The following is a 19,193-nucleotide window of genomic DNA, read 5'->3' as shown; positions in this document are numbered from 1 at the left end:
CGTTACACCCGCGAGGGACAGGACGGGCAGAGGAGGGGGCGCTCCAGGCTACAAACCAACAGCAACTCTTGGAGTGCCGTTACCATGACGAAGCGCATTCGCGCCAAGCACAAGATCGACCGCCGCCTCAGCGAGAACATCTGGGGCCGTCCGAAGAGCCCGCTCAATAAGCGCCAGAGCCGTCCCGGCCAGCATGGCGAGCGCCGCGTGTCCAAGCTGTCCGACTTCGGTCAGCAGCTCCGCGCCAAGCAGAAGCTCAAGGGCTACTACGCCAACCTCTCCGAGCGCCAGTTCTCGCGTCTCTACGTCGAGGCCACCCGTCTCAAGGGCTCGACGTCCGAGCACTTGATCGGCCTGCTCGAGCGCCGCCTCGACGCCGTCGTCTACCGCTCCAAGTTCGTGCCGACCGTCTTCGCGGCCCGCCAGTTCGTCTCGCACGGCCACATCACCGTGAACGGTCGCCGCGTCACCATCCCGAGCTTCCGCGTTCGCATCGGCGACGTGGTCGAGGTGAAGGAGAAGTCGCGCCAGCTTCCGCTCGTTCTCGAAGCGCTGAAGAGCGCCGAGCGCGACATCCCGGATTACATCGACGTCGACCAGAACAAGCTGACGGCGAAGCTCACCCGCGTTCCGGCTCTCTCCGACGTGCCCTATCCGGTCACGATGGAGCCGAACCTCGTGGTCGAGTTCTACTCGCGCTAAACGAGCGTTCTACTCGCGCTATCTGAGCGTCCTACTCGCTGGGCAATACCCAGCCATCGAATTCGGAAAAGGCCGGCGTCCCAGACGCCGGCCTTTTTTACTTTGGAACCGAGGCCGAGCATGGTCGCTTCGTAAAGCGCGCGGGTGCGAGATCCGGAGACGGAGAAGACGGAGCAATGAGTGACATCGCAGCACTGTTTCAACGCCTCACGCAGGGCGTCTACGTGATCGGCGTCGGTGATGCAGCAGAGCAGAACGCTTTCACGGCCGCCTGGGTCATACAAGTTTCGTTCGACCCATTGCTCCTGGCGTTGAGCGTGAATCCCCGCCATGCTTCGTATGCTCTGCTGCAGCGCGGGCGCGCTTTCAGTGTCAACGTGCTCTCGAAGGAGCAGTTGGCGCTCGCCGCTCACTTCGGCCGGCCGGCCAGTGTCGACAAGCTGGCGTCGGTAAGCTGGACGAAGGGCAGCACCGGGATGCCGCTGCTGCACGATGCCATTGCCTGGTTCGAGTGCGCAGTCGAGGACGAGCGTCGGGCCGGCGATCACGTGCTGGTGGTCGGGCGGGTGACAGGCGGCGAGCTGCGGGACAAGACCGCGATACCTCTGGCCTATCGCGACACCGGAACGATGGACGGCGCGGCGGCGCTATTCCCCACGCGCTTTTCGAAGTCCTGACGTGCGGCCGTTCCGAATGGCCATCTAACCCTTCGCCAGCACCGTCAGAGCGCGCGGCACGATCTCGTACCGCAGCGGCGTGTCGAACTTGCTGATCTCCCCGTCGTTCGCGAGGCGCTTGCGCTTGAGCGGCGAGTGAATCACGAACCCCGTTCCCGTTATCTTGGTCATCTCGGGATCGTCCCATCGGCCGAGCAGCGCGCGCAGCAGCGCTTTCGCCAAGCCCCAGCCGCTCCGATGCTTCGAGACGTACATCGTGAGCTTGCCGCGATCGAGCTTGGACCGGCGCAGCCACACCGTATCCTCGTCGTAGCCGTTGTTGGTCACGGCTACGGACAGCGCGCGGATGCGAATGAGCTCCTTGCCGTTGTCGACTGCGATCGAGATCTTGCGGCGGCTTGCGAGAATTTCCCGGATGAGGGCGAAATACCTCGGTAGCCGTTCAGTGGCCGGCCGTCCGCGCAGACGCGCCCGCCCCACCGAATAGCGGAGCGTTGCTCCCATCAGCGAATTGCAGAGGAAGAGGCTGCCGTTGACCTTGGCGACGTCCATCTTCATCGGCTTCGCGCGAGCGAGAAATTGGGCCGCCCGCGTGAGATCGAGCGGGATCTCGAGGTCTTTGGCGAGCCGGTTCATCGTGCCGAGGGGCAGGATGCCGAGGGCGATGTCGCTGCCGGCGAGATGGCGCGCGGCGGTGCGCACCGTGCCGTCCCCGCCGCCGATGATCAAAATGTCGATTTTCTCCTTCACAGCCTGCACGATGGCGGGCTCGATCGCGTCCGGGGGCAGACACTCCACCGTGATATCGTAGCCCTGCGCCGCAAACGCGTTGCGGATCGTTTCGCGCATGACGTCAGGCGATAATCCGAGCGCGGTTCCGGCGCGGAGGTTGACGAGAGCCCGGCACGCGAGCCCGCGGTTGCGGTTTTGCGGGGGCTCATCCGGTCCTGCGGGAACGAATACGTCGAAAGCCAAGTTGAACGCTCCGTTTCGAGTGTACGCTCCGAAAATGCACTGCGGCGGGATTTGGTTGCGCGCTAGATTTGGGGGCGAAAAATCGTGAATCAAGAATGGGATCTGCCGGGGATGCCGCACCCGAAGGGGGGAGAATGACCGAGGAACCGCACAAAGCCGTGCCCGAGCAGAAGACAGGAGTGGGGCTGTCGTCGCCGGCCCGCTGGTTCGAGCTCAAGCCCCTTCTGGCCGTGGCCGCCGTGGGCGCGGCTGGGTTCGGCTTCGCCCAATTCGCAGATGCAGTGATGGAAGGCCATACGCGCCGCTTCGACGAATGGGTGCTGCTGGCGCTGCGCGAGCCTGGCAACCCGGCCGATCCCATAGGTCCCCTCTGGTTCGAGGAGATGGTGCGCGATGTCACGGCGCTCGGCAGCACGGTTGTGCTGACGCTCGCCGTGATCGTCGTCGCCGGATACCTCTTCATGACCCGGTCGCCGGAGAAGGCGGCCTTCCTCATCTTTGCCGTCGCCGCGGGGGCCGGGGTCAATCGTCTGCTGAAGCTCGGCTTTGCGCGCCCCCGCCCGGACATCGTGGCGCACGGCGCCTATGTCACGACCGAGAGTTTTCCCTCGGGCCACTCCGCCAACTCGACGATCGTCTACCTGATGCTCGGCATGATGCTGGCGCGCGTGGAGGCGAGCAGCCGCGTGAAGATCTTCATCCTGTCGGTGTGTGTCGCCATCGCGCTGATGGTCGGCCTGAGCCGCATCTATCTTGGAGTGCACTGGCCGACGGACGTGCTCGCCGGGTGGGCTATCGGCGGCAGCTGGGTGCTCATGTGCTGGTATCTGCTGCTGCGCCTGCAGCCGACGGGCACGCGCCGCTGAGCATGTGCAGCGAGCGTAATCTACGTGACGTCAGTATCTTCGTCAGAAAGTCAGCGGCGAAATGGAGCTAAAGACTTAGCCAAAATAACGAGAATCTGGTGAATTACTGGGGTGCCACGGAGGACACCCCATGAAAGCCACGATCCTTGCAGTCGTAGCGCTCGCGTTCTCAGTGAGTAATGTCCACGCCGTCAGTCTGGCGGTGAAACTGGCATGCCGCGATGACTACTTCGCTCATTGCAGCATGCATGCTGTCGGAAGCCCCGGCCTCCGACAGTGCATGAGGGATGTCGGACCCCGGCTTTCCTCACGGTGTATTGGTGCTCTCGCGGATGCGGGAGAGATCAAGAAGGCAAAGGTCGCTTCGCTTCAGAAGAAGAAGACCTACGCTCAGAAGCCGGCCACCAAGAAGCACTACGCAGCCAAGGCCGACACCAAGAAGCAGTACGCCTACAAGGCCGCTGCGAAACGGAAGGCCTACGCAAAGAAGGACGACGTAGCCAAGAGCTACGACAAGCAGAACGTAGTCAAAAAGCGCTACGCGAAAAAACAATACATCCGGAAACAGTACGCCAAGAGAGATCTCACGCGCACCTGAACCTCCGAATTCGCGCCTGTGTGGGACAGCCCCGTGCAGGCGCCGTTTGTTTGAGCGATCGCGCTTCGACCTCGTTTCGGCCGTATGCACGAGCCGCAAAGGCCTGCGCTTCTTTTTCTTTTAGAGCCTGATCGAGCCACCGAAACGGTGCGTCGTGACCGCATGAAGCCGCTGAGTGGCGCGCTGCATCTCCCGTCATCCCGTCACTGGCCGGCCGAATGCGGAGGCGAGCAGCCTCCGTCCTGATGGCATCCAGGCCGACCGCCCCGGCGGTGTGTTCGGGTGACGCCTCCACCGCATTCGTCATCCCGGCGCAGGCCGGGATCCAGACACGCTCCAGAATGCAGCCGTCGGTGACTGGTCGCGCGATCCACCGATAGCTTTCAACTCGACGCGGCCTCGCCATCCGCCACGGTGCGACGACGCTTCCCATAAACAGCATGACCGCCCTCGTCGCGGAGCGATGCTTCGCATCGACAGGCGGTCATCCAGGGCAGCTTGCTGCAACGGCCCTGGATCGGCCGGCCCACGCCCGGCCGTGGAGTTGGTGGGCGCAAGGAAATGGGGTGCGGCGCGGCGCATGCCGGCGCCGCTCGGGTCAATGCAGATAAACGACCGCAATGACAGTGACGAGGCCCCACACGCACATGTTTACGAACGAGCGGATGATGCCGCCATCCTCCTCGACGGTGATGCCGAGGCGCCGGCGGACGAGATCTCCCGGCGCGAGAAACAGGCGCACAACCCAATCGAGCAGGACCATGAGACGACCTTTTTTAAAGATGTATTATTGATACATATTTTGCGCCGAGGTCTTTGCGCTGTCAATCCGCGCGCGTGGACGCACCCACAGAAGCCATGAAGCGGGCTGCTATCGTTCAGAAATCCAGCAAAGGAAAAGAGGGAGAGACAAGCGAGCCGCACCGTGCAGCTCCCCGGCGCCTCGCACCACGGCTGATACGGGCGGCCTAAGCCGGACGGTGACGCCGCCCCGGGTTCGTGGGCAAGGAGACGATATGCGAGGTGTCGTCCTCTTGCGTGGCTTTGGGCGCAGGCGGCGAGGGCGGCGGAGGCTCGGCGACAGGGGCAGTTTGCGCGCGACGGGCGGCTGGGACCGAGTTCGCCCACCCATAGGCGAGCATCGTGATGATGGCGGAGGCGGCGAAGAAATAGACGCCCGGCAGCACGGTCGCTTCCGTGTAGCCCGACGAGTTCACGTAGAAGATCATGAGCGCCAGAACCATCACATCCGTCATCGAGTACCGGCCGAGCCATTCCATGGTCGAGATCGATTTCTTGCGGAACTCGGGCGGGATGTCGGGAGAGGTGACGAGCGTGAGCAGATAGAACAGCTTCAGGAACGGGAAAAAGATCGAGAACAGGAACAGCACCACCGTCAGGAAGTACTCCTCGTTCTCGAACAGCGCCCAGATGATGGTCGCGATCGAGTGCTCGTTGGTCCACACGTAGATGGTGGTGAAGCGGATCACCGGCAGGATGATGCCGAGCGCGAAGAACACCGTCGCCAGGATGATCAGGAACGAGAGCACGAAGTTGCGGAACGGCGAGAGCGGGCGCGTCATCGCCGTCTGCGTCATGGGCTCGCGCATCGCCGCCAGACCTTCCGTGCGCAGCCAGGCATAGGAGAGGATCATCAGCACGACCGCGGCCGTGAAGAAGTAAACGCCCGACAGGCTCGCCGCGTCGTAGAAGCCCTGTGCCTTGATGAAGAAGATGGTGAGGGAGAGCACGAGCACGTCGTGCATCGACCATTTGCCGAGCCACTCGAGCGCCTTGAGCCTGCGCTGCTGGCGCGTGATCTCGACGGCGGGGAGGGTGGAGACGAGCAGGAGATAAAGCAGCTTCAGGACCGGCAGCACGATCGAGAAGATGAGAACGGTGCCGCCGAGAAACGTCTGCCCGTCCTCGATCAGCACCTGAACTGTCGAGAGCAGCGAATGCTCGGTTGTCCAGAATACGTACTTGGTGAGCCGGATGATCGGCAGCGAGATGCCGAGAGCGAGGCACACCGCCGCCCCGATGATGGCGAGGCTCAACAGAAATCGCCGTCCGCCCAGCCTCATCGCCCGATCCAAGCCCTGCACCCAGTCACGCCGCTCAGAATGAACTAGAGGCGGCCTCGGCGTCAAAACTTTGACCGGGTATGTAGGGTTGCGCCCGCTGGCTCGGCCGAAGTGCTCGCCTGGCCGCGGATAGCTTAAACCTCGACGTCCGTTTCAAGGCGGAAATCGCCCACCCCCGGCCGTTGCCGTGGAGGATATGAGCCGCCGCCGAAAAGTGCGGCGCCAGATGGACGTCGCGCTAGAGCGACGTGCTCCCCCTCTATCCCGTCATCCCGGCGGAGGCCGGGATCCAGACACATCGCAGCCATGCGTCGCGTTAGGGGAGAAGCCGTGCTCGACCGGGGCGACAGCCGCATCCAGCCCCTCTCGGAGCAGAAGCCACGAAGCGGTCCGCGGTCTTAGCCGTGGTTGGTATGGGCAATGCCCTTCTCGTGAATGAGCGCATGCAACTCACCAGCCTGGAACATCTCCCGGACGATGTCGCAGCCGCCGATGAACTCGCCCTTCACGTAGAGCTGGGGAATGGTCGGCCAGTTGGTGTAGGCCTTGATGCCTTCACGAAGCGCCTGATCTTCCAGCACGTTGACGTCCTTGTAGGGCACGCCGAGGTGGTTGAGGATCTGCGCCACCTGCGCGGAGAACCCGCACTGGGGGAACTTGGCCGTCCCCTTCATGAAAAGAACCACGTCGTTGCTGTCGATGGTCTTCTTGATCGCATCGTTCACGGCCGCATCGGTCATAGTCGGAGCCTTCCTGGTCTGGGCCCGGCGGCAAGCGCGCCGGTCTGAAATCGTGCCGGTAGATGTGGCGTCGATTGGGCAGTTGTCAATGCGCGCTTGGGCACGCCCGGGCAGGGCGCGCGCACGGCGGCCTCGTCTTACTCCGGCGGCGCGGCGGTGGTCAGCGCCAGGGCGTGCAGCACGCCGCCCATGCGCCCGCCGAGGGCGTCATAGACCATCTGATGCTGTTGCACCCTGGATTTGCCTTTGAATTCACGGCTTACCACGCGGGCAGCATAATGATCGCCATCTCCTGCGAGATCTTGGATGTCCACGGTGGCATCCGGAAACTTGGTCTTGATCAGCCGCTCGATCTCGGTCGGGTCCATGGGCATGGGGCGTAGGGTCTCCTGAAACGGTCAAGGCCGCCTGGGCGGGCGGCCTTGCCAAGTCTACAGGGAGAGAAAACGAAGGGAAAGACGCGCGGCGGTTGTGCCTCCTCTCGCGTTCAGCGAGCGGGCTCAAGGGTCTTGATGCTGCCGGTCTCGATCCGGCCGGCATCGAGATTGCGGGTATGGAGGTGGCCCGTCTGGGCGATGTAGGGCGCGATGCGGGCCAGCGCCACGAAGTTCGAGTCCCCCGCCACGCGCGCCATCGAGAGCTCGATCTCGGCGTTGCGGGCGGCGACGAATGCGATCTCGCGCTGGCGCTCGACGAGCGCGTGGCTCGTCTCGATCTCACGATTGCGGGCCTCCGCGAACATCTGGGTGCGCTGGGCCTCGTAGGCGGACGTCGATGCGGCGATCTCCGCATTCCGCTCGGCCGCGAAGGCTGCCGTGCGGACGCTTTCCACCATCTCCATCGAGCGGGCAATCTCCTGATTACGCGCTTCTTGGAAAAGTGCCGGGCGGGCGATCTGATGGCGCGCGAGCGACTGATGGATCTCGGCGTTGCGAGCGGCCACGAAAACGGCGGTCTGGAACTTCTCGGCGCGCACGCGCCAGGCGTCGAGTTCCTGCATGCGCGCGGCGGCGAAGAGCGCCGGCCTCGCGGCAGCGCTCGCGATTATAGAGGCGTCGATTTCACGATTGCGCGCCACGGCGAATTCCTTGCCGCGAGCCAATTTCGAAACGATGAGCGATCTTTCAATTTCGCTGTTGCGCTTGGCTGTCGCGAGCGCGGTGAGCACCGAAGCCTGGATGCTCGGTCCCATGATGGACTGCGAAATCCGGGGCGCGGGCGTGCTTTGAGGATGATGATCCAGCGAAAGAGGAACGAGGGCCGCAGTCAAGAGCCCGGCGAGGGTGAAGGTCGCGGTACGCATTACTGAAACTCCCCTTGAAACGTGAGAGCCAGTATCCGCCCGCAAACTTAAACTTTTATCTATTCGAGAAATTTTCCGGATAGAAATCGCGAAATTTCCAAGAAAATAAAAGGAAGAAACTGGTTATTTTTTCATTTCCGAATAGGCGGGCGCAGATACAAGGAGTCGCGGCCCTAGGGCTGGCCCCGCAGGGTTTTGCGTGCGAAGAGAGACCCCTGGGTCTGTTCAGGGAGGCAACACGATCGACATGACGGAGCGGACGAAATTTTACATCGGTGGAGCGTGGGTCGAGCCGAAGGAGCTGCGGACGCTTCCGGTCGTCAATCCTGCGACCGAGGAGCCGCTCTACGAGATCGCACTCGGCAGCCCCGCCGATGTGGACAGCGCCGTCGCCGCTGCACGCGAGGCCTGGCCCGCCTTCGCCGCAACCACGCGCGAGGAGCGCGTGGCGCTGCTCACGCGCATCATGGAGATCTACTCGCGGCGCATGAGGGAGATCGGCGCCGCGGTGTCGGATGAGATGGGTGCGCCGCTCACGCTGGCCGAGCGGGCTCACGCGGGCTCCGGCCTCAGCCATTTTATGACGACGCTCGAAGCCTTGAAGACCTACGAGTTCGAGGAGCGCCTGGGCCACGCGCTCGTGGTGCGCGAGCCGGTCGGCGTCGCCGGCATGGTGACGCCGTGGAACTGGCCGCTGAACCAGATCGCCTGCAAGGTCGCCCCCGCGCTGGCCGCAGGCTGCACCATGGTTCTGAAGCCGTCCGAATACACGCCGACCGCGGCGCTCATCCTGGCCGAGGTGCTGCACGAAGCCGGCGTGCCGCCGGGCGTGTTCAACATGATCAACGGATTGGGCCCGGAGGTTGGCGCTGCGCTCAGTGCCCATCCCGGCATCGACATGATCTCCTTCACGGGTTCGACCCGCGCCGGGATCGATGTGGCGATCCGCGCCGCCCCCACCGTGAAGCGCGTGACTCAGGAGCTCGGCGGAAAGTCGCCGAACATCATTCTGCCCGACGCAGACTTCGAGAAGGCCGTGGCGGGCGGCACGCGCCACTGCTTCAACAATTCCGGCCAGTCCTGCAACGCGCCGACGCGCATGCTGGTGCCGGCCGAGCGCATGAAGGAGGCCGCGGAGATCGCGGCGGGCGTCGCCAACAGTCTCCGCGTCGGTAACCCGCGCACGGCGGGCATCGATCTCGGCCCCGTCGTCAATCGCACGCAGTGGGAGAAAATCCAGCGTCTGATCGAAAGTGGCGTGGCAGAAGGCGCAACGCTCGCGGCGGGTGGCCCCGGCCGCCCCGAGGGCTTGAACAAAGGCTTCTACGTGCGCCCGACCGTGTTCGCCGGCGTGACGCCCGAGATGACGATCGCGCGCGAGGAGATCTTCGGGCCCGTGCTCTCTATCCTCGCCTACAAGGACGAGGAGGAGGCTGTGCGCATCGCCAACGACACGCCCTACGGCCTCGCGGGATACGTCTCGTCCGGCGACATCGCACACGCTCGCGCCGTCGCGCGGCGCATCCGGGCCGGCAACGTCAACCTCAACGGCGTCATGAACGACCGCCGTGCGCCGTTCGGCGGCTTCAAGCAATCGGGCAACGGCCGCGAATGGGGCCGCTTCGGTCTGGAGGAATACCTCGAGGTCAAGGCCATCGGCGGCTGGGGCGAGTAGCGCCAGGAGAGGCGCGTCTGCATGGTCCGGCAACGCTGAGGGCTAAGCCGTCGAGTGCCGGACCGGCTTTCATCTGGCAGCCACGGCGGAAAAAGTTGCGGCGCGATGTCGGATAGGCAGGATCGCCGTCGTCCTTGAGGCATCAACCCTTCCCGGGACGAGAGGAGACGCCATGGCCAAGAACACGATCTGCGTCTGGTACGACAAGGATGCCGAGGCTGCCGCGCGGTTCTACGCGGCGACCTTCCCCGACAGCACCGTCACGGCTGTTCACCGCGCGCCGAGCGACTATCCGTCCGGAAAGGCGGGCGATGTTCTCACCGTGGAGTTCACGGTGGCGGGCGTTCCGTGCCTCGGCCTCAACGGCGGCCCGGCCTTCAAGCACACCGAAGCCTTCTCGTTCCAGATCGCGACCGACGATCAGGAGGAGACAGACCGCTACTGGAACGCCATTGTCGGCAACGGCGGCCAGGAGAGCGCGTGCGGCTGGTGCAAGGACAAGTGGGGCATCTCCTGGCAGATCACGCCGCGCGTGCTGACGGAGGCCCTTGCCGCCGGCGGGGCGGAAGCAAAACGTGCCTTCGAAGCGATGATGACCATGGGCAAGATCGACATCGCCGCCATCGAAGCCGCCCGGCGCGGGTGAACGGGGCCGGGACTATCTAAGCGCTCTCTAAGAAGCGACGCCGAACCACCCTCCAAGGCCGAACGCCCCACAACCAATCCCGGCAAAAGCCGGGACCTTCACGCGTTATGTGAGATGACTGCTTTTGACCCGGAGCGGCCACTCACCGCAACCCGCTACTTTTCCTCGTGTTCGAAAAGATTGGAATCCACATAGACCCCCCGAAATAGCTTCAGCCACGCGCCGCGGGTGTCGGCCTTCAAGGTCTTAAGGTTTTCGTTGATGGTCTCCTTGAACGTCCCATCCTTGATGATGTTGGGACGCGAGAAGGCCATGTAGTTGACGAAGAGCGACTGGTGCTTGCTCCATTCCTTGAAGCAGTCGTGGTGCATCCGGGCGACCCAGAGGAGGAAGATGTCGTTGATGTCTTCCAGCTTCGAGACATCCAACGTGGCATCGGCATCGTCCTTGGCATGCTTCAGGAAATTGTACGGCTTTTTGAAATAGTCCTTGATGGCTTCCTTGAAGTGCTCCTCCTTGATGAAGTCCCGCAGGTCCCAGGAAAGCGCCAGCTTCTTCGCATCGGCGTATTCGCGCAGAAGGTCGTAGGCGGCCATGGTGCGGACGTGGATGCCGAGAATGTCCTCTTCCCAGAAAGTGTCCTTCACGGCGCTGGCAATCAGGCGACGTGAAGCGGTCTGCTTGTCGATGCTTGTCATGGGGTGCGTGACCTAAGAAGGTTGAAACGTGATTCTGGGGTAGCGCGTCCAAGGCCTCGCGTCTAAGAGGCAACCTCCGGGTCGTGCGTGGGATCGAACGCAGGCCTTTGCTCGGTGATCGCCCAGGTTAGGAAGTCAGGGGCGATGGTCACCCACCACACTGGTGAACTTTCTCTTTCCAAGCGCGTCACGGCGTAGACCATTCCGTCGGAGGAATACCCCTCGAAGCCCACCACCCACACGGCTTCGAAATGCAACGGGTTCGGCAGGCGGCGGGCGAGCTTGTTGGGGAACCATTGCTGCTTGTCCCCGCCGCTGTATCTGAAAACGACGAGGGTCTTGCCACCGGCGTAGGCCTTGCCGCCCTTCTCGACCTTCTTTTGGATGGCGTTGAGGATGAGGTCGTCGACCGGCGCGTCGCCGCCACGTACGATCACGTGTTCGGTCGGAAGTCCCGTGCGAGAAATAAGATCGTAGATCTGGCCGTCGCCGCCCTCGGGATTAGTGGCGACGGTGAAGTGCATGTCTGGGAAAAGATGATCGGCAACGGCCGCGAGCAGCCAGTTCACGGCCAGTTCGCGCGGTTTTAAGTCGCCGAAAACCTTGATCTCGCGGCCGTGTTCGAGCGGGATTGTACGGCCGTTGGTCGAGATGTTCCGGAAGACGGGCTCGAGGGGCTTGAGCGCGGCGCGCAGGTCCAAGGCTTTGAGGTCGGCGTTCTTCATGCCGAAAGGATACGCGAGAGCTGGGGAGGAGGCGAGGCCGCTTGCAAAAACGCGTCAACGTGATGGAAAAAACATGCGTCAGGCTACACGATACGCTTGTAGGTCTTGCCGTCGAGCACGCGCTGCCTCTGCGCGATGTTTCGCGCGCCGACGATCTCGGCGATGAGGACGGGCCGACTTCCCTTCCTCATGCAGGCGGCTTCGTCCGCTCCTGCCCCCAAGCGATAACCACCCAGCAAGCGCACCGTGTCGTCACCGACGCGTGGCCAATTCATCGCCAGCGCTTGCCCTTAGAGAGACCAAAACGCGCTCCGATCAGCACGAACAGCATCATTCCGGCGGACGCCACGAAGCTCCAGGGGCGCGGATCGATTGAGCCTTCCAGGGACATAAGACGGAGTATCGGCTCCAAAACGATACTGCTGAGACTGGCGGCGACGAAAGCGCCGAGCACCGCCAGCGCTATGCTCACGACATAACCTCCCGCACCACGCGCATTGACTATCGCCTCATGGGTTCCGACAGCGATTGCCGCGGCGAGAAAAGCCAGCGTGAGAAGTATCGTGCCCGCAACGCTCGACTGCGGGACCGCGCCCGTCGCCTTTTGAAAGGCGATGTCCACGATGACGATGCCAAGAATGGCAATCAGCGCGATCTGCTGCATGAGGTCGATCACCTGAGCGCGTAATCGGAGACGGCCTTCGCGTTCATACCACATCGGAAGCGAAGTGACCGAGCCTGTGACGCCTTCCCCTGATAAGGCGTGTTCGAAAGAAAACGCGATCGCATCTGCTCTTCCTATTGTACACTACAATAATTATTGTAGTGTAGGTGTATGGATGAGAACCAGGCAGTAACCGCCCTTGCCGCGCTCGCGCATCAGCAGCGCCTTGCGATCTTCCGTTTGCTGGTGGTCGAAGGCCCCAATGGCCTGCCGGCATCGGAGATTGCCGAAGCTGTGGGGGCAACGCCGACAGGCGCCTCCTTTCATCTGAAGGAGCTGGATCGGGCCGGTCTGATCCGCGGCACGCGAGACGGCCGGTTCATCCGTTACGCGGTTCACGTCGAAGGCATGCGCCAGCTTTTGACTTACCTCACCGAGGATTGCTGCCAGGGCAAACCGCAGCTCTGTGGCGCAAGCGTCAAGAAGGTCCGTAGCGTCTGTAAGTAAGGGAGGCCAACGATGACAACAGAGAAGCCGCTCAACGTGCTGTTCCTCTGCACTCACAATTCCGCGCGCTCCGTCATCGCGGAGGCGATCCTCAACCGTCTAGGTGCCGGACGCTTCAAGGCCTGCAGCGCCGGCAGCCAGCCGAGCGGCAGGGTGCATCCGTATGCCCGCGAGCTCTTGGAGAAGCTCAACTACGATACGTCTTCGTTGCGCTCGAAGTCCTGGGAGGAATTCACGGGGCCGGGCGCGCCAGGCCTCGATTTCGTGTTCACGGTCTGCGACAACGCAGCCAATGAAGTCTGCCCCGTTTGGCCGGGCCAGCCCATCAGCGCCCATTGGGGCTTGCCCGATCCGGGCATGGCCGAGGGCAATGAGAGCGAGCGGCGCTTTGCCTTCGCCGATACGCATCGGATGCTCTACCAGCGGATCAGCATCTTCACGAACCTGCCGCTCGCCTCGCTCGACAAGCTGTCGCTTCAAAAGCGTCTGGACGAGATCGGACGCGCGGCCGTGGCTGCACCGGAGGACGCCTGATGGGGCCGTCTCTCTCGCAGCGCCTGCTCGCGGAGTTCGCGGGCACCGCTCTGCTGCTTGCTACCGTGATCGGCTCCGGTGTCATGGGTGAGGCGCTTTCCGGCGGCAACGTCGCCGTGGCGCTCTTAGCCAACACGCTGGCGACCGGGGCGATCCTGGTGGTTTTGATCACCATGCTGGGGCCGGTCTCGGGCGCTCATTTCAACCCGGCTGTCACCACCGTCTTCGCCGTCCGGCGCGATATCGAGCTTCCGGCAGCGGCGGCCTACATCCTGGCGCAGACGGCGGGCGCGATTGCCGGCGTGCTCTTGGCCCATGCCATGTTCGATTTGCCGATCCTTCAGCTTTCCCAGAAAGTCAGAAGCGGGTGGGGTCAAGCCCTGTCCGAATGGGTCGCCGCTTTCGGTTTGGTCGCGACGATCCTTTTGACGTTGCGGAGCAGACCCGAGGCCGTTGCCACGAGCGTCGGGCTCTACATCACGGCCGCCTACTGGTTCACCGCGTCCACGTCGTTCGCCAACCCTGCGGTGACGCTGGCACGCGCTTTTTCGGACACGTTCACAGGCATAAGGTTGATGGATGTGCCGGTGTTCGTCGTCGTTCAAGTCGCTGGAGCGCTTTCGGCTCTCGCGTTCGTATTTATGCTGACCGGGGCTGGACAGCCGAGCGAGCGCCCCGGTGTAACGTCGCCTGCGGAGTGAGCATGAGCATCACCATCTACCACAACCCTGCGTGCGGCACCTCGCGCAACACGCTGGCCATGATCCGCCAAAGTGGCGAAGAGCCGCGCGTGGTCGAGTACCTGGTCACGCCTCCGTCGCGCGAGGAGCTGGCGGCGCTCATCCGAGCCATGGGCATCCCCGTGCGGGATCTGTTGCGGCGGAAGGGCACGCCGTACGACGCGCTCGGGCTCGATGATCCCAAATGGACCGACGACGAGCTGATCGATTTCATGATGGCGCATCCGATCCTCATCAATCGCCCGATCGTGGTGACGCCTCTCGGCACGCGGCTTTGCCGGCCTTCGGAAGCCGTTATCGACATCCTGCCGAATCCGGATATCGGCCCTTTCGTAAAAGAGGACGGCGAGATCATCCCGGCGCGGAAGGCGGCGCGCGCATGACAGCAGACGGCCCCGCCAGCGCATATCCGACGCTTCCCAACATCGACCCGGCCTGCTTCGAGATACCCGGCGCGCAATTGCTCGATGTGAAGACCCCGTCACGGCATCCGCCCCGCATCCTCCTGCTTTACGGCTCGGTCCGGAAGCGCTCGTACAGCCGGCTGCTGGCATGCGAAGCGCAGCGGCTGCTCGAGGCCTTTGGCGCCGAGACGCGCCTCTTTCATCCGGACGGACTTCCTCTTCCTGACGGCGCGCCGGAAGACCAGCCCAAGGTGAAGGAGCTGCGCGAGCTCGCGGCATGGTCAGAGGGAATGGTGTGGTGCTCGCCCGAGCGACACGGGGCCATGAGCGCCATCCTGAAGGCACAGATCGATTGGATCCCGCTTGCGGTGGGCGCCGTGCGCCCGACGCAGGGAAAAACGCTCGCCCTGATGCAGGTGTGCGGCGGCTCTCAGTCTTTCAACGCCGTGAACCAGATGCGCGTGCTCGGGCGGTGGATGCGGATGTTCACGATCCCGAACCAGTCTTCCGTCGCCAAGGCCTTCAACGAATTCGATGAAGCCGGCCGCATGAAGCCGTCCGCCTTCTATGATCGTGTGGTCGACGTCATGGAAGAGATGGTCAAGATGACCCTGCTGCTTCGTGACCGCGCTCCCTACCTCGTCGACCGCTACAGCGAGCGGAAGGAGAGCGCGGAGGAGCTTTCGAAGCGGGTCAACCTTGCGGCCGCCGTCGACACGCCGCCATGTTGCGGACCGGCTGCGTCCGCAAACAAAGGCACGCCAAGCCGATAGCCGCGCACCCATCTGCTGAACGCCCCTGTACGCCATCCCCGGCGCAAGAGCGGCCGGGCTGCGCCGCCGATGAAGCACAGCCCGGCCTTCTTCTGTCACTCCTGCTGGTCGAGACCGAACGCGCGGTGGTGAATGAGCTCCCCGCGCGGCTCGCTGCCGTCGAACGGCAAGGCCTGCACCACCTCCGGCGGACAGCCGGCCACGCCCAGGCCGGGGAACGCCCGGAAGCCGAACCGGCCATAATAGGCGGGATCGCCCACCAGGGCTGCGCCCCGGCCCGTGGCCCGCAAACGGCGCAGGGCTTCTTCCATCAGCGCGCTGCCGATGCCTTGGCGATGCCTCGACGGCGAAACGACGAGCGGGCCGATCAAGCCCCAGCCGCCCTGCGTCCCGATCCGCGCCGCGGAAGCGGCCAGATAACCGACCGCCTCGCCCTCATCCTCAGCCACGAGCGAGAGGAGAAGTGCGCCGTCCGCGCGCAGCTTCTCGACGATGCTCGCCTCCGTTCCCGTAGATTGCGGAAGCAGCAGGAGAGCTTCCGTGACAAGCCGGCTGATCGTAGGGATGTCACGAGGAGTTTCGTTGCGGATCAGCATGTCATGCCCCCTGATTGTCGAGTTGCGCGCGGACAAAGGTTCGGCCGCGCTTCGAAATCCGATAGGGGCTGCCCGACCGGGATTCGATCAGCCGCTTTCGCCGCAATCGGTTGAAGATAGTGAGATCGAAGTCCGCGAGGATCATACCCTCGCGCGTGACGCATGTGACGGCCGTGACCTTGGGACCGTCGCCGCGTTCGTGCTGGATGCAGCCGCCAAGGGCCAGAACGTGCAGCGCACGTTGCTCATGTCGTGAGATGTTCATGGAGGTCTCGTGTGATGGCGCGAAAAAACACCCCGCGTGCGCGTGCACGCGGCGGCGATGAATTTCACGAGGCTCTCTGAGGTTCAGAGAGCCTGATCACACAATCTCAGACATCCAGTCTCCAGGTTTCGCGAGACGAACAGTGCCGCCGCGCACCCTGCCAATATCGGGCGCGCGCGTTCCTGACAATTCAAAAAAGCGAATGCACAGACGCCGATCCGGCGCGCGATGCGCGGATCGGTGGCACTGACCGCCTCAAGCGCGGTCATGGTCCAATCTCCACGCCCTCTGTGGAATGTCAGCTTTTGACCCCAAGCAGAAGCGCGATGGCAGCTTGCCCTAGCTTTTTGGCATCAATGCCTCGACCACCTGATCGACGCTGAAGCTTGCGGCCTTAGCGCGTGGCGGAAACTCTTTAAAGCTGGTGAGCCACTCTCCGACGATCTTCTGCGCAAGCACCAGCACCCAGTTGTGGTCCGCGAACCACCGGTCATAGTACATCGAGCCGTCGGCCGACTCGAACGGATCAGCCCGAAGGTTGAACAACTTTGGCACTCTCATTTTGGAGAACGGCTCTCGCCAGATTGCAAAACCCGCCGTTTGACGTTGCTCTGAAAAGACCATCTTCCAGTCGTTCCCGCGCAGAGCGATGAGATCGCCGTCATCACTCCAGTACAGGAAGCCTTCGCGCGGACACTCGTCGACGTCACCTTTGAGGAACGGCAGCAGGTTCACGCCGTCGAGGTGAACCTTGTAGGTCTTGCCGTTCATCTCGTAGCCCTTCCTCACCTTCTCTACGAGCGCGGGCTCGCCGTTGGCGGCGGCGAAGGTTGGGATGAAGTCCTGGAGCGAGCAGATGTCGTTGATAACGGTGCTTGGTTTGATCACTCCAGGCCAGCGCATGACACACGGAATGCGCCAGCCACCTTCCCAGTTGGTGTCTTTCTCGCCGCGGAAGGGAGTCTGGCCGCCATCAGGCCAGGTGTTCTTCTCGGCGCCGTTGTCGGTCGTGAAAACGACAATGGTATTGTCCGCGACCCCGAGGTCATCGAGCTTCTTCAAAAGCTGGCCGACATAGCCGTCAAGCTCGACCATGCCGTCCGGATAGAGACCTAAGCCTGTTTTGCCTTCCGACGCTGGTTTGAGATGCGTCCACACATGCATGCGGGTGGTGTTCATGTAGCAGAACCACGGTGCACCTTCCTTGGTCTTCCGTTCCATGAAGTCGAGAGCCGAAGCGACAAATTCCTCGTCAATCGTCTCCATGCGCTTCTTTCCACATGGTCCGGTGTTCTCAATTTTCTGTTTGCCGACCATTCCGAATTGAGGATCGACGGTCTTGTCATCCTTATCCGTGGCCCAGCATTTAAGGATCCCACGTGGACCATATTTTTTTCGAAATTCCTGTCCCTTCGGATAGTCAGGGGTTTCCGGCTCCTCCTCGGCATTGAGATGATAGAGGTTGCCGAAGAACTCGTCGAAGCCGTGCACGGTCGGCAGGTGTTCGTTCCGGTCGCCGAGGTGATTCTTGCCGAATTGACCCGTGGCATATCCGAAATGCTTCATGAACTCGGCGACGCTTGGATCGTCGAAGCTGAGGCCGAGCTTGGCGCCAGGGAGGCCAACCTTGGTCAGGCCTGTTCGAATGGGCGATTGACCCGTAATGAATGCGGCGCGGCCCGCCGTGCAGCTCTGCTGTCCATAGAAGTCAGTGAACATCGCCCCTTCCCTCGCGATGCGGTCGAGGTTGGGAGTTCGGTAGCGCATTATACCGTGATTGTAACAACTGAGATTGAACCAGCCGATATCGTCGCTCATGATGAAGAGGACATTTGGCTTATCGGATTTTGCCATGGAACCGCTCCCGGTTTGCGATCAAGCAACCCTCTAGTGCAGTGCCCCGTAGACCGAATGTCTTTACGGACAGAGATCCGCCGACTGAGAATGTCCTCAAAGTAGGCAACCGTCCAGAGAGTTCTCGGGCTCAGTTAATGTCTGCTTCTGGCCGAAAACGACACCGTCAAACAGCACATCACGCGGGTGCCGTTTTCCTGGCGGGCGCAATATCGAAATGATGCGCGGTCTCCTTGATGCCGAGCTTCTCGTAAAGCGCGATGGCGGGAGCATCCACCAGATCGGCTTGCACGAAAATCACATAGGCATCCCTGCGAAAAGCCTCGTCCTGCAGGAGATTTATCATTGCAGTGGCGATGCCTCGACGCCGGAACTCAGCATCGACAGCGAGGTCGTAGATGTAGATCTCGCGCCGGTCTTGCTCGAATTTGTCGAGTTGATACGCGACCAAGCCTCCGGCGACAGCCGGGCCGGTCTTGGCGCAGATGGCGATGAAGTGAGCCTTTCCAAGAAGGTCGCTGAGGTAAGCGTCAGTTGCTTGATTGCCGAGATAGGTCTCGGGGTCCTCGAAAGCCCTTGCGAATGTCCCGAGCATTTCTCGCATCAGGGGAACATCTGCCGGGCGCAGAATGATGAAATCAATGGGTGGAGTCATTTCGAAAGACTACCACAGTCACGCAATTCCAGGTCTCGCCCTGAGCGCCAGCGCCCGCGACTGCACCCGGGGGGAAATGCTCAAGCCCAGAGAGGTGTCTTCCCTGCGGCGCGCCGAGCGCCGGATGCGTGGCAATTGCGGCACGCTTTTCGGACGCTCGCGGGTAAACGCAGTTCTCAACAGGCTGAGTCTATTGTCGGGCGCCGTGCGCTCAACTAGTTCTCAAGCAGGGATCGATCATTCTTCGGAGGGATCATGCGTTCGTTGAAACTCGGCTTGGCGGCTACGGGGATCATCTTCGCGCTTTCAGCGGCGGCTCAAGCCGACTGCGTCAAAGTCGGAACGGTTGGAGAAGCTCCGACCCATGCGATCGCGGAGCTCTTCGCTAAGAACGGCCTTAAGAACATAATCTATGGGCAGGGCCGCGAGGGCAGGGGTCCGGTCCACCTCAAGTGCGAAGACGGAGCGGCGACAACGACGTGCCGCGCCTCGCAGATGGCTTGCAAAGTGTC

Annotated in this window: 24 protein-coding genes and 1 pseudogene; 11 read left to right on the top strand and 14 right to left on the bottom strand. The window is 62.6% G+C overall.

The features are described from left to right. Window positions 1–84: 84 nt before the first annotated feature. Together rpsD and PE058_RS13065 are read left to right on the top strand one after the other, a co-directional pair. On the top strand, window positions 85–702 hold the full coding sequence (gene rpsD / locus PE058_RS13070) for a 30S ribosomal protein S4 (RefSeq protein WP_020086496.1): 618 nt from the start codon (window positions 85–87) through the stop codon (window positions 700–702). A 176-nt stretch (window positions 703–878) separates the two neighbouring features. Then, on the top strand, window positions 879–1,379 hold the full coding sequence (locus tag PE058_RS13065) for a flavin reductase family protein (protein ID WP_271028587.1): 501 nt from the start codon (window positions 879–881) through the stop codon (window positions 1,377–1,379). A gap of 24 nt (window positions 1,380–1,403) precedes the next feature. On the opposite strand, the gene PE058_RS13060 is transcribed toward PE058_RS13065, so the two are convergent. Further along, complete coding sequence (locus PE058_RS13060) at window positions 1,404–2,354, bottom strand: diacylglycerol/lipid kinase family protein (protein WP_271028586.1); 951 nt, start codon at window positions 2,352–2,354, stop codon at window positions 1,404–1,406. Window positions 2,355–2,488: 134 nt separating this feature from the next. Here PE058_RS13060 and PE058_RS13055 point away from each other — a divergent pair, with 134 nt between their 5' ends. Then, on the top strand, window positions 2,489–3,220 hold the full coding sequence (locus tag PE058_RS13055; protein ID WP_020086499.1) for a phosphatase PAP2 family protein: 732 nt from the start codon (window positions 2,489–2,491) through the stop codon (window positions 3,218–3,220). A 130-nt stretch (window positions 3,221–3,350) separates the two neighbouring features. Beyond that, window positions 3,351–3,818, top strand: a complete 468-nt coding sequence (locus PE058_RS13050; protein ID WP_020086500.1) for a hypothetical protein — start codon at window positions 3,351–3,353, stop codon at window positions 3,816–3,818. Window positions 3,819–4,416: 598 nt separating this feature from the next. On the opposite strand, the gene PE058_RS13045 is transcribed toward PE058_RS13050, so the two are convergent. The 5 genes from PE058_RS13045 to PE058_RS13025 form a co-directional block, all read right to left on the bottom strand. Continuing rightward, a complete protein-coding gene (locus PE058_RS13045; RefSeq protein WP_020086501.1) occupies window positions 4,417–4,581 on the bottom strand; it encodes a hypothetical protein in 165 nt (54 codons plus the stop codon). A 205-nt stretch (window positions 4,582–4,786) separates the two neighbouring features. Further along, a complete protein-coding gene (locus PE058_RS13040) occupies window positions 4,787–5,902 on the bottom strand; it encodes a paraquat-inducible protein A (RefSeq protein WP_271028585.1) in 1,116 nt (371 codons plus the stop codon). A gap of 398 nt (window positions 5,903–6,300) precedes the next feature. Then, window positions 6,301–6,642, bottom strand: coding sequence for a Grx4 family monothiol glutaredoxin (grxD, locus tag PE058_RS13035; RefSeq protein ID WP_020086503.1), 342 nt, complete (start codon window positions 6,640–6,642; stop codon window positions 6,301–6,303). A 137-nt stretch (window positions 6,643–6,779) separates the two neighbouring features. Continuing rightward, on the bottom strand, window positions 6,780–7,016 hold the full coding sequence (locus tag PE058_RS13030; protein WP_020086504.1) for a BolA family protein: 237 nt from the start codon (window positions 7,014–7,016) through the stop codon (window positions 6,780–6,782). A 113-nt stretch (window positions 7,017–7,129) separates the two neighbouring features. Beyond that, window positions 7,130–7,945 (bottom strand): hypothetical protein, encoded by an 816-nt coding sequence (locus PE058_RS13025; RefSeq protein WP_271028584.1) that lies wholly within the window; start codon window positions 7,943–7,945, stop codon window positions 7,130–7,132. A 247-nt stretch (window positions 7,946–8,192) separates the two neighbouring features. On the opposite strand from PE058_RS13025, the gene PE058_RS13020 reads away from it, so the two are divergent. Both PE058_RS13020 and PE058_RS13015 read left to right on the top strand, forming a co-directional pair. Next, complete coding sequence (locus tag PE058_RS13020) at window positions 8,193–9,620, top strand: aldehyde dehydrogenase family protein (RefSeq protein ID WP_020086506.1); 1,428 nt, start codon at window positions 8,193–8,195, stop codon at window positions 9,618–9,620. 172 nt (window positions 9,621–9,792) lie between these two features. Continuing rightward, the gene (locus PE058_RS13015; protein WP_020086507.1) at window positions 9,793–10,266 is read left to right on the top strand and encodes a VOC family protein; all 474 of its coding nucleotides are present in this window, start codon (window positions 9,793–9,795) and stop codon (window positions 10,264–10,266) included. A gap of 155 nt (window positions 10,267–10,421) precedes the next feature. Here the strand turns inward: PE058_RS13015 and PE058_RS13010 are convergent, their stop codons facing one another. From PE058_RS13010 to PE058_RS13000, 3 genes are all read right to left on the bottom strand, one after another. Continuing rightward, window positions 10,422–10,964 carry a hypothetical protein gene (locus PE058_RS13010; RefSeq protein WP_271028583.1) on the bottom strand — a complete coding sequence of 181 codons (543 nt, stop codon included), beginning with the start codon at window positions 10,962–10,964 and terminating at the stop codon, window positions 10,422–10,424. A gap of 62 nt (window positions 10,965–11,026) precedes the next feature. Beyond that, window positions 11,027–11,689 carry a hypothetical protein gene (locus tag PE058_RS13005; RefSeq protein ID WP_271028582.1) on the bottom strand — a complete coding sequence of 221 codons (663 nt, stop codon included), beginning with the start codon at window positions 11,687–11,689 and terminating at the stop codon, window positions 11,027–11,029. Between the two features lie 271 nt (window positions 11,690–11,960). Continuing rightward, window positions 11,961–12,353 (bottom strand): hypothetical protein, encoded by a 393-nt coding sequence (locus PE058_RS13000; protein WP_271028581.1) that lies wholly within the window; start codon window positions 12,351–12,353, stop codon window positions 11,961–11,963. 171 nt (window positions 12,354–12,524) lie between these two features. Here PE058_RS13000 and PE058_RS12995 point away from each other — a divergent pair, with 171 nt between their 5' ends. Genes PE058_RS12995 through arsH form a run of 5 tightly spaced genes read left to right on the top strand, consistent with a single transcriptional unit; the run spans window position 12,525 to window position 15,311 of the window. Continuing rightward, window positions 12,525–12,860 carry an ArsR/SmtB family transcription factor gene (locus PE058_RS12995; RefSeq protein WP_020086510.1) on the top strand — a complete coding sequence of 112 codons (336 nt, stop codon included), beginning with the start codon at window positions 12,525–12,527 and terminating at the stop codon, window positions 12,858–12,860. Between the two features lie 12 nt (window positions 12,861–12,872). Beyond that, the gene (locus PE058_RS12990) at window positions 12,873–13,394 is read left to right on the top strand and encodes an arsenate reductase ArsC (protein WP_271028580.1); all 522 of its coding nucleotides are present in this window, start codon (window positions 12,873–12,875) and stop codon (window positions 13,392–13,394) included. Next, a complete protein-coding gene (locus PE058_RS12985) occupies window positions 13,394–14,095 on the top strand; it encodes an aquaporin (RefSeq protein WP_271028579.1) in 702 nt (233 codons plus the stop codon). Before PE058_RS12990 ends, PE058_RS12985 begins: the two co-directional genes overlap by 1 nt. Before the next feature lie 2 nt (window positions 14,096–14,097). Continuing rightward, window positions 14,098–14,517 carry an arsenate reductase (glutaredoxin) gene (gene arsC / locus PE058_RS12980; protein ID WP_271028578.1) on the top strand — a complete coding sequence of 140 codons (420 nt, stop codon included), beginning with the start codon at window positions 14,098–14,100 and terminating at the stop codon, window positions 14,515–14,517. Further along, on the top strand, window positions 14,514–15,311 hold the full coding sequence (gene arsH / locus PE058_RS12975; protein ID WP_271028577.1) for an arsenical resistance protein ArsH: 798 nt from the start codon (window positions 14,514–14,516) through the stop codon (window positions 15,309–15,311). The genes arsC and arsH overlap by 4 nt, the downstream gene beginning before the upstream one ends. Before the next feature lie 95 nt (window positions 15,312–15,406). Here the strand turns inward: arsH and PE058_RS12970 are convergent, their stop codons facing one another. From PE058_RS12970 to PE058_RS12950, 5 genes and pseudogenes are all read right to left on the bottom strand, one after another. Further along, the gene (locus PE058_RS12970) at window positions 15,407–15,907 is read right to left on the bottom strand and encodes a GNAT family N-acetyltransferase (RefSeq protein WP_271028576.1); all 501 of its coding nucleotides are present in this window, start codon (window positions 15,905–15,907) and stop codon (window positions 15,407–15,409) included. 1 nt (window position 15,908) lies between these two features. Next, the gene (locus PE058_RS12965) at window positions 15,909–16,172 is read right to left on the bottom strand and encodes a YjhX family toxin (RefSeq protein WP_020086516.1); all 264 of its coding nucleotides are present in this window, start codon (window positions 16,170–16,172) and stop codon (window positions 15,909–15,911) included. 83 nt (window positions 16,173–16,255) lie between these two features. Beyond that, a complete protein-coding gene (locus tag PE058_RS12960; protein WP_271028575.1) occupies window positions 16,256–16,441 on the bottom strand; it encodes a hypothetical protein in 186 nt (61 codons plus the stop codon). 70 nt (window positions 16,442–16,511) lie between these two features. Further along, window positions 16,512–18,047 (bottom strand): annotated as a pseudogene (locus PE058_RS12955) (arylsulfatase); the annotation flags it as partial. A 157-nt stretch (window positions 18,048–18,204) separates the two neighbouring features. Beyond that, window positions 18,205–18,681 (bottom strand): GNAT family N-acetyltransferase, encoded by a 477-nt coding sequence (locus tag PE058_RS12950; protein WP_271028573.1) that lies wholly within the window; start codon window positions 18,679–18,681, stop codon window positions 18,205–18,207. Window positions 18,682–19,193 lie beyond the last annotated feature (512 nt).

It is taken from the genome of Hyphomicrobium sp. DMF-1 (assembly GCF_027886585.1).
Taxonomy (GTDB): domain Bacteria; phylum Pseudomonadota; class Alphaproteobacteria; order Rhizobiales; family Hyphomicrobiaceae; genus Hyphomicrobium_C; species Hyphomicrobium_C zavarzinii.
This window is presented reverse-complemented; position numbering and strand designations above follow the sequence as displayed.

What these genes read in the sequence shown, in the direction of transcription:
- PE058_RS12960 (WP_271028575.1), bottom strand. Translation starts at nt 16,441, where the DNA reads ATGACCGCGCTTGAGGCGGTCAGTGCCACCGATCCGCGCATCGCGCGC.
- PE058_RS12965 (WP_020086516.1), bottom strand. Translation starts at nt 16,172, where the DNA reads ATGAACATCTCACGACATGAGCAACGTGCGCTGCACGTTCTGGCCCTT.
- rpsD (WP_020086496.1), top strand. Translation starts at nt 85, where the DNA reads ATGACGAAGCGCATTCGCGCCAAGCACAAGATCGACCGCCGCCTCAGC.
- PE058_RS13005 (WP_271028582.1), bottom strand. Translation starts at nt 11,689, where the DNA reads ATGAAGAACGCCGACCTCAAAGCCTTGGACCTGCGCGCCGCGCTCAAG.
- PE058_RS13065 (WP_271028587.1), top strand. Translation starts at nt 879, where the DNA reads ATGAGTGACATCGCAGCACTGTTTCAACGCCTCACGCAGGGCGTCTAC.
- PE058_RS13045 (WP_020086501.1), bottom strand. Translation starts at nt 4,581, where the DNA reads ATGGTCCTGCTCGATTGGGTTGTGCGCCTGTTTCTCGCGCCGGGAGAT.
- PE058_RS12950 (WP_271028573.1), bottom strand. Translation starts at nt 18,681, where the DNA reads ATGACTCCACCCATTGATTTCATCATTCTGCGCCCGGCAGATGTTCCC.
- PE058_RS12995 (WP_020086510.1), top strand. Translation starts at nt 12,525, where the DNA reads ATGGATGAGAACCAGGCAGTAACCGCCCTTGCCGCGCTCGCGCATCAG.
- PE058_RS13030 (WP_020086504.1), bottom strand. Translation starts at nt 7,016, where the DNA reads ATGCCCATGGACCCGACCGAGATCGAGCGGCTGATCAAGACCAAGTTT.
- PE058_RS12990 (WP_271028580.1), top strand. Translation starts at nt 12,873, where the DNA reads ATGACAACAGAGAAGCCGCTCAACGTGCTGTTCCTCTGCACTCACAAT.
- PE058_RS13020 (WP_020086506.1), top strand. Translation starts at nt 8,193, where the DNA reads ATGACGGAGCGGACGAAATTTTACATCGGTGGAGCGTGGGTCGAGCCG.
- PE058_RS13015 (WP_020086507.1), top strand. Translation starts at nt 9,793, where the DNA reads ATGGCCAAGAACACGATCTGCGTCTGGTACGACAAGGATGCCGAGGCT.
- PE058_RS13000 (WP_271028581.1), bottom strand. Translation starts at nt 12,353, where the DNA reads ATGCAGCAGATCGCGCTGATTGCCATTCTTGGCATCGTCATCGTGGAC.
- PE058_RS12970 (WP_271028576.1), bottom strand. Translation starts at nt 15,907, where the DNA reads ATGCTGATCCGCAACGAAACTCCTCGTGACATCCCTACGATCAGCCGG.
- PE058_RS13025 (WP_271028584.1), bottom strand. Translation starts at nt 7,945, where the DNA reads ATGCGTACCGCGACCTTCACCCTCGCCGGGCTCTTGACTGCGGCCCTC.
- PE058_RS12985 (WP_271028579.1), top strand. Translation starts at nt 13,394, where the DNA reads ATGGGGCCGTCTCTCTCGCAGCGCCTGCTCGCGGAGTTCGCGGGCACC.
- PE058_RS13040 (WP_271028585.1), bottom strand. Translation starts at nt 5,902, where the DNA reads ATGAGGCTGGGCGGACGGCGATTTCTGTTGAGCCTCGCCATCATCGGG.
- arsH (WP_271028577.1), top strand. Translation starts at nt 14,514, where the DNA reads ATGACAGCAGACGGCCCCGCCAGCGCATATCCGACGCTTCCCAACATC.
- PE058_RS13050 (WP_020086500.1), top strand. Translation starts at nt 3,351, where the DNA reads ATGAAAGCCACGATCCTTGCAGTCGTAGCGCTCGCGTTCTCAGTGAGT.
- arsC (WP_271028578.1), top strand. Translation starts at nt 14,098, where the DNA reads ATGAGCATCACCATCTACCACAACCCTGCGTGCGGCACCTCGCGCAAC.
- PE058_RS13010 (WP_271028583.1), bottom strand. Translation starts at nt 10,964, where the DNA reads ATGACAAGCATCGACAAGCAGACCGCTTCACGTCGCCTGATTGCCAGC.
- grxD (WP_020086503.1), bottom strand. Translation starts at nt 6,642, where the DNA reads ATGACCGATGCGGCCGTGAACGATGCGATCAAGAAGACCATCGACAGC.
- PE058_RS13055 (WP_020086499.1), top strand. Translation starts at nt 2,489, where the DNA reads ATGACCGAGGAACCGCACAAAGCCGTGCCCGAGCAGAAGACAGGAGTG.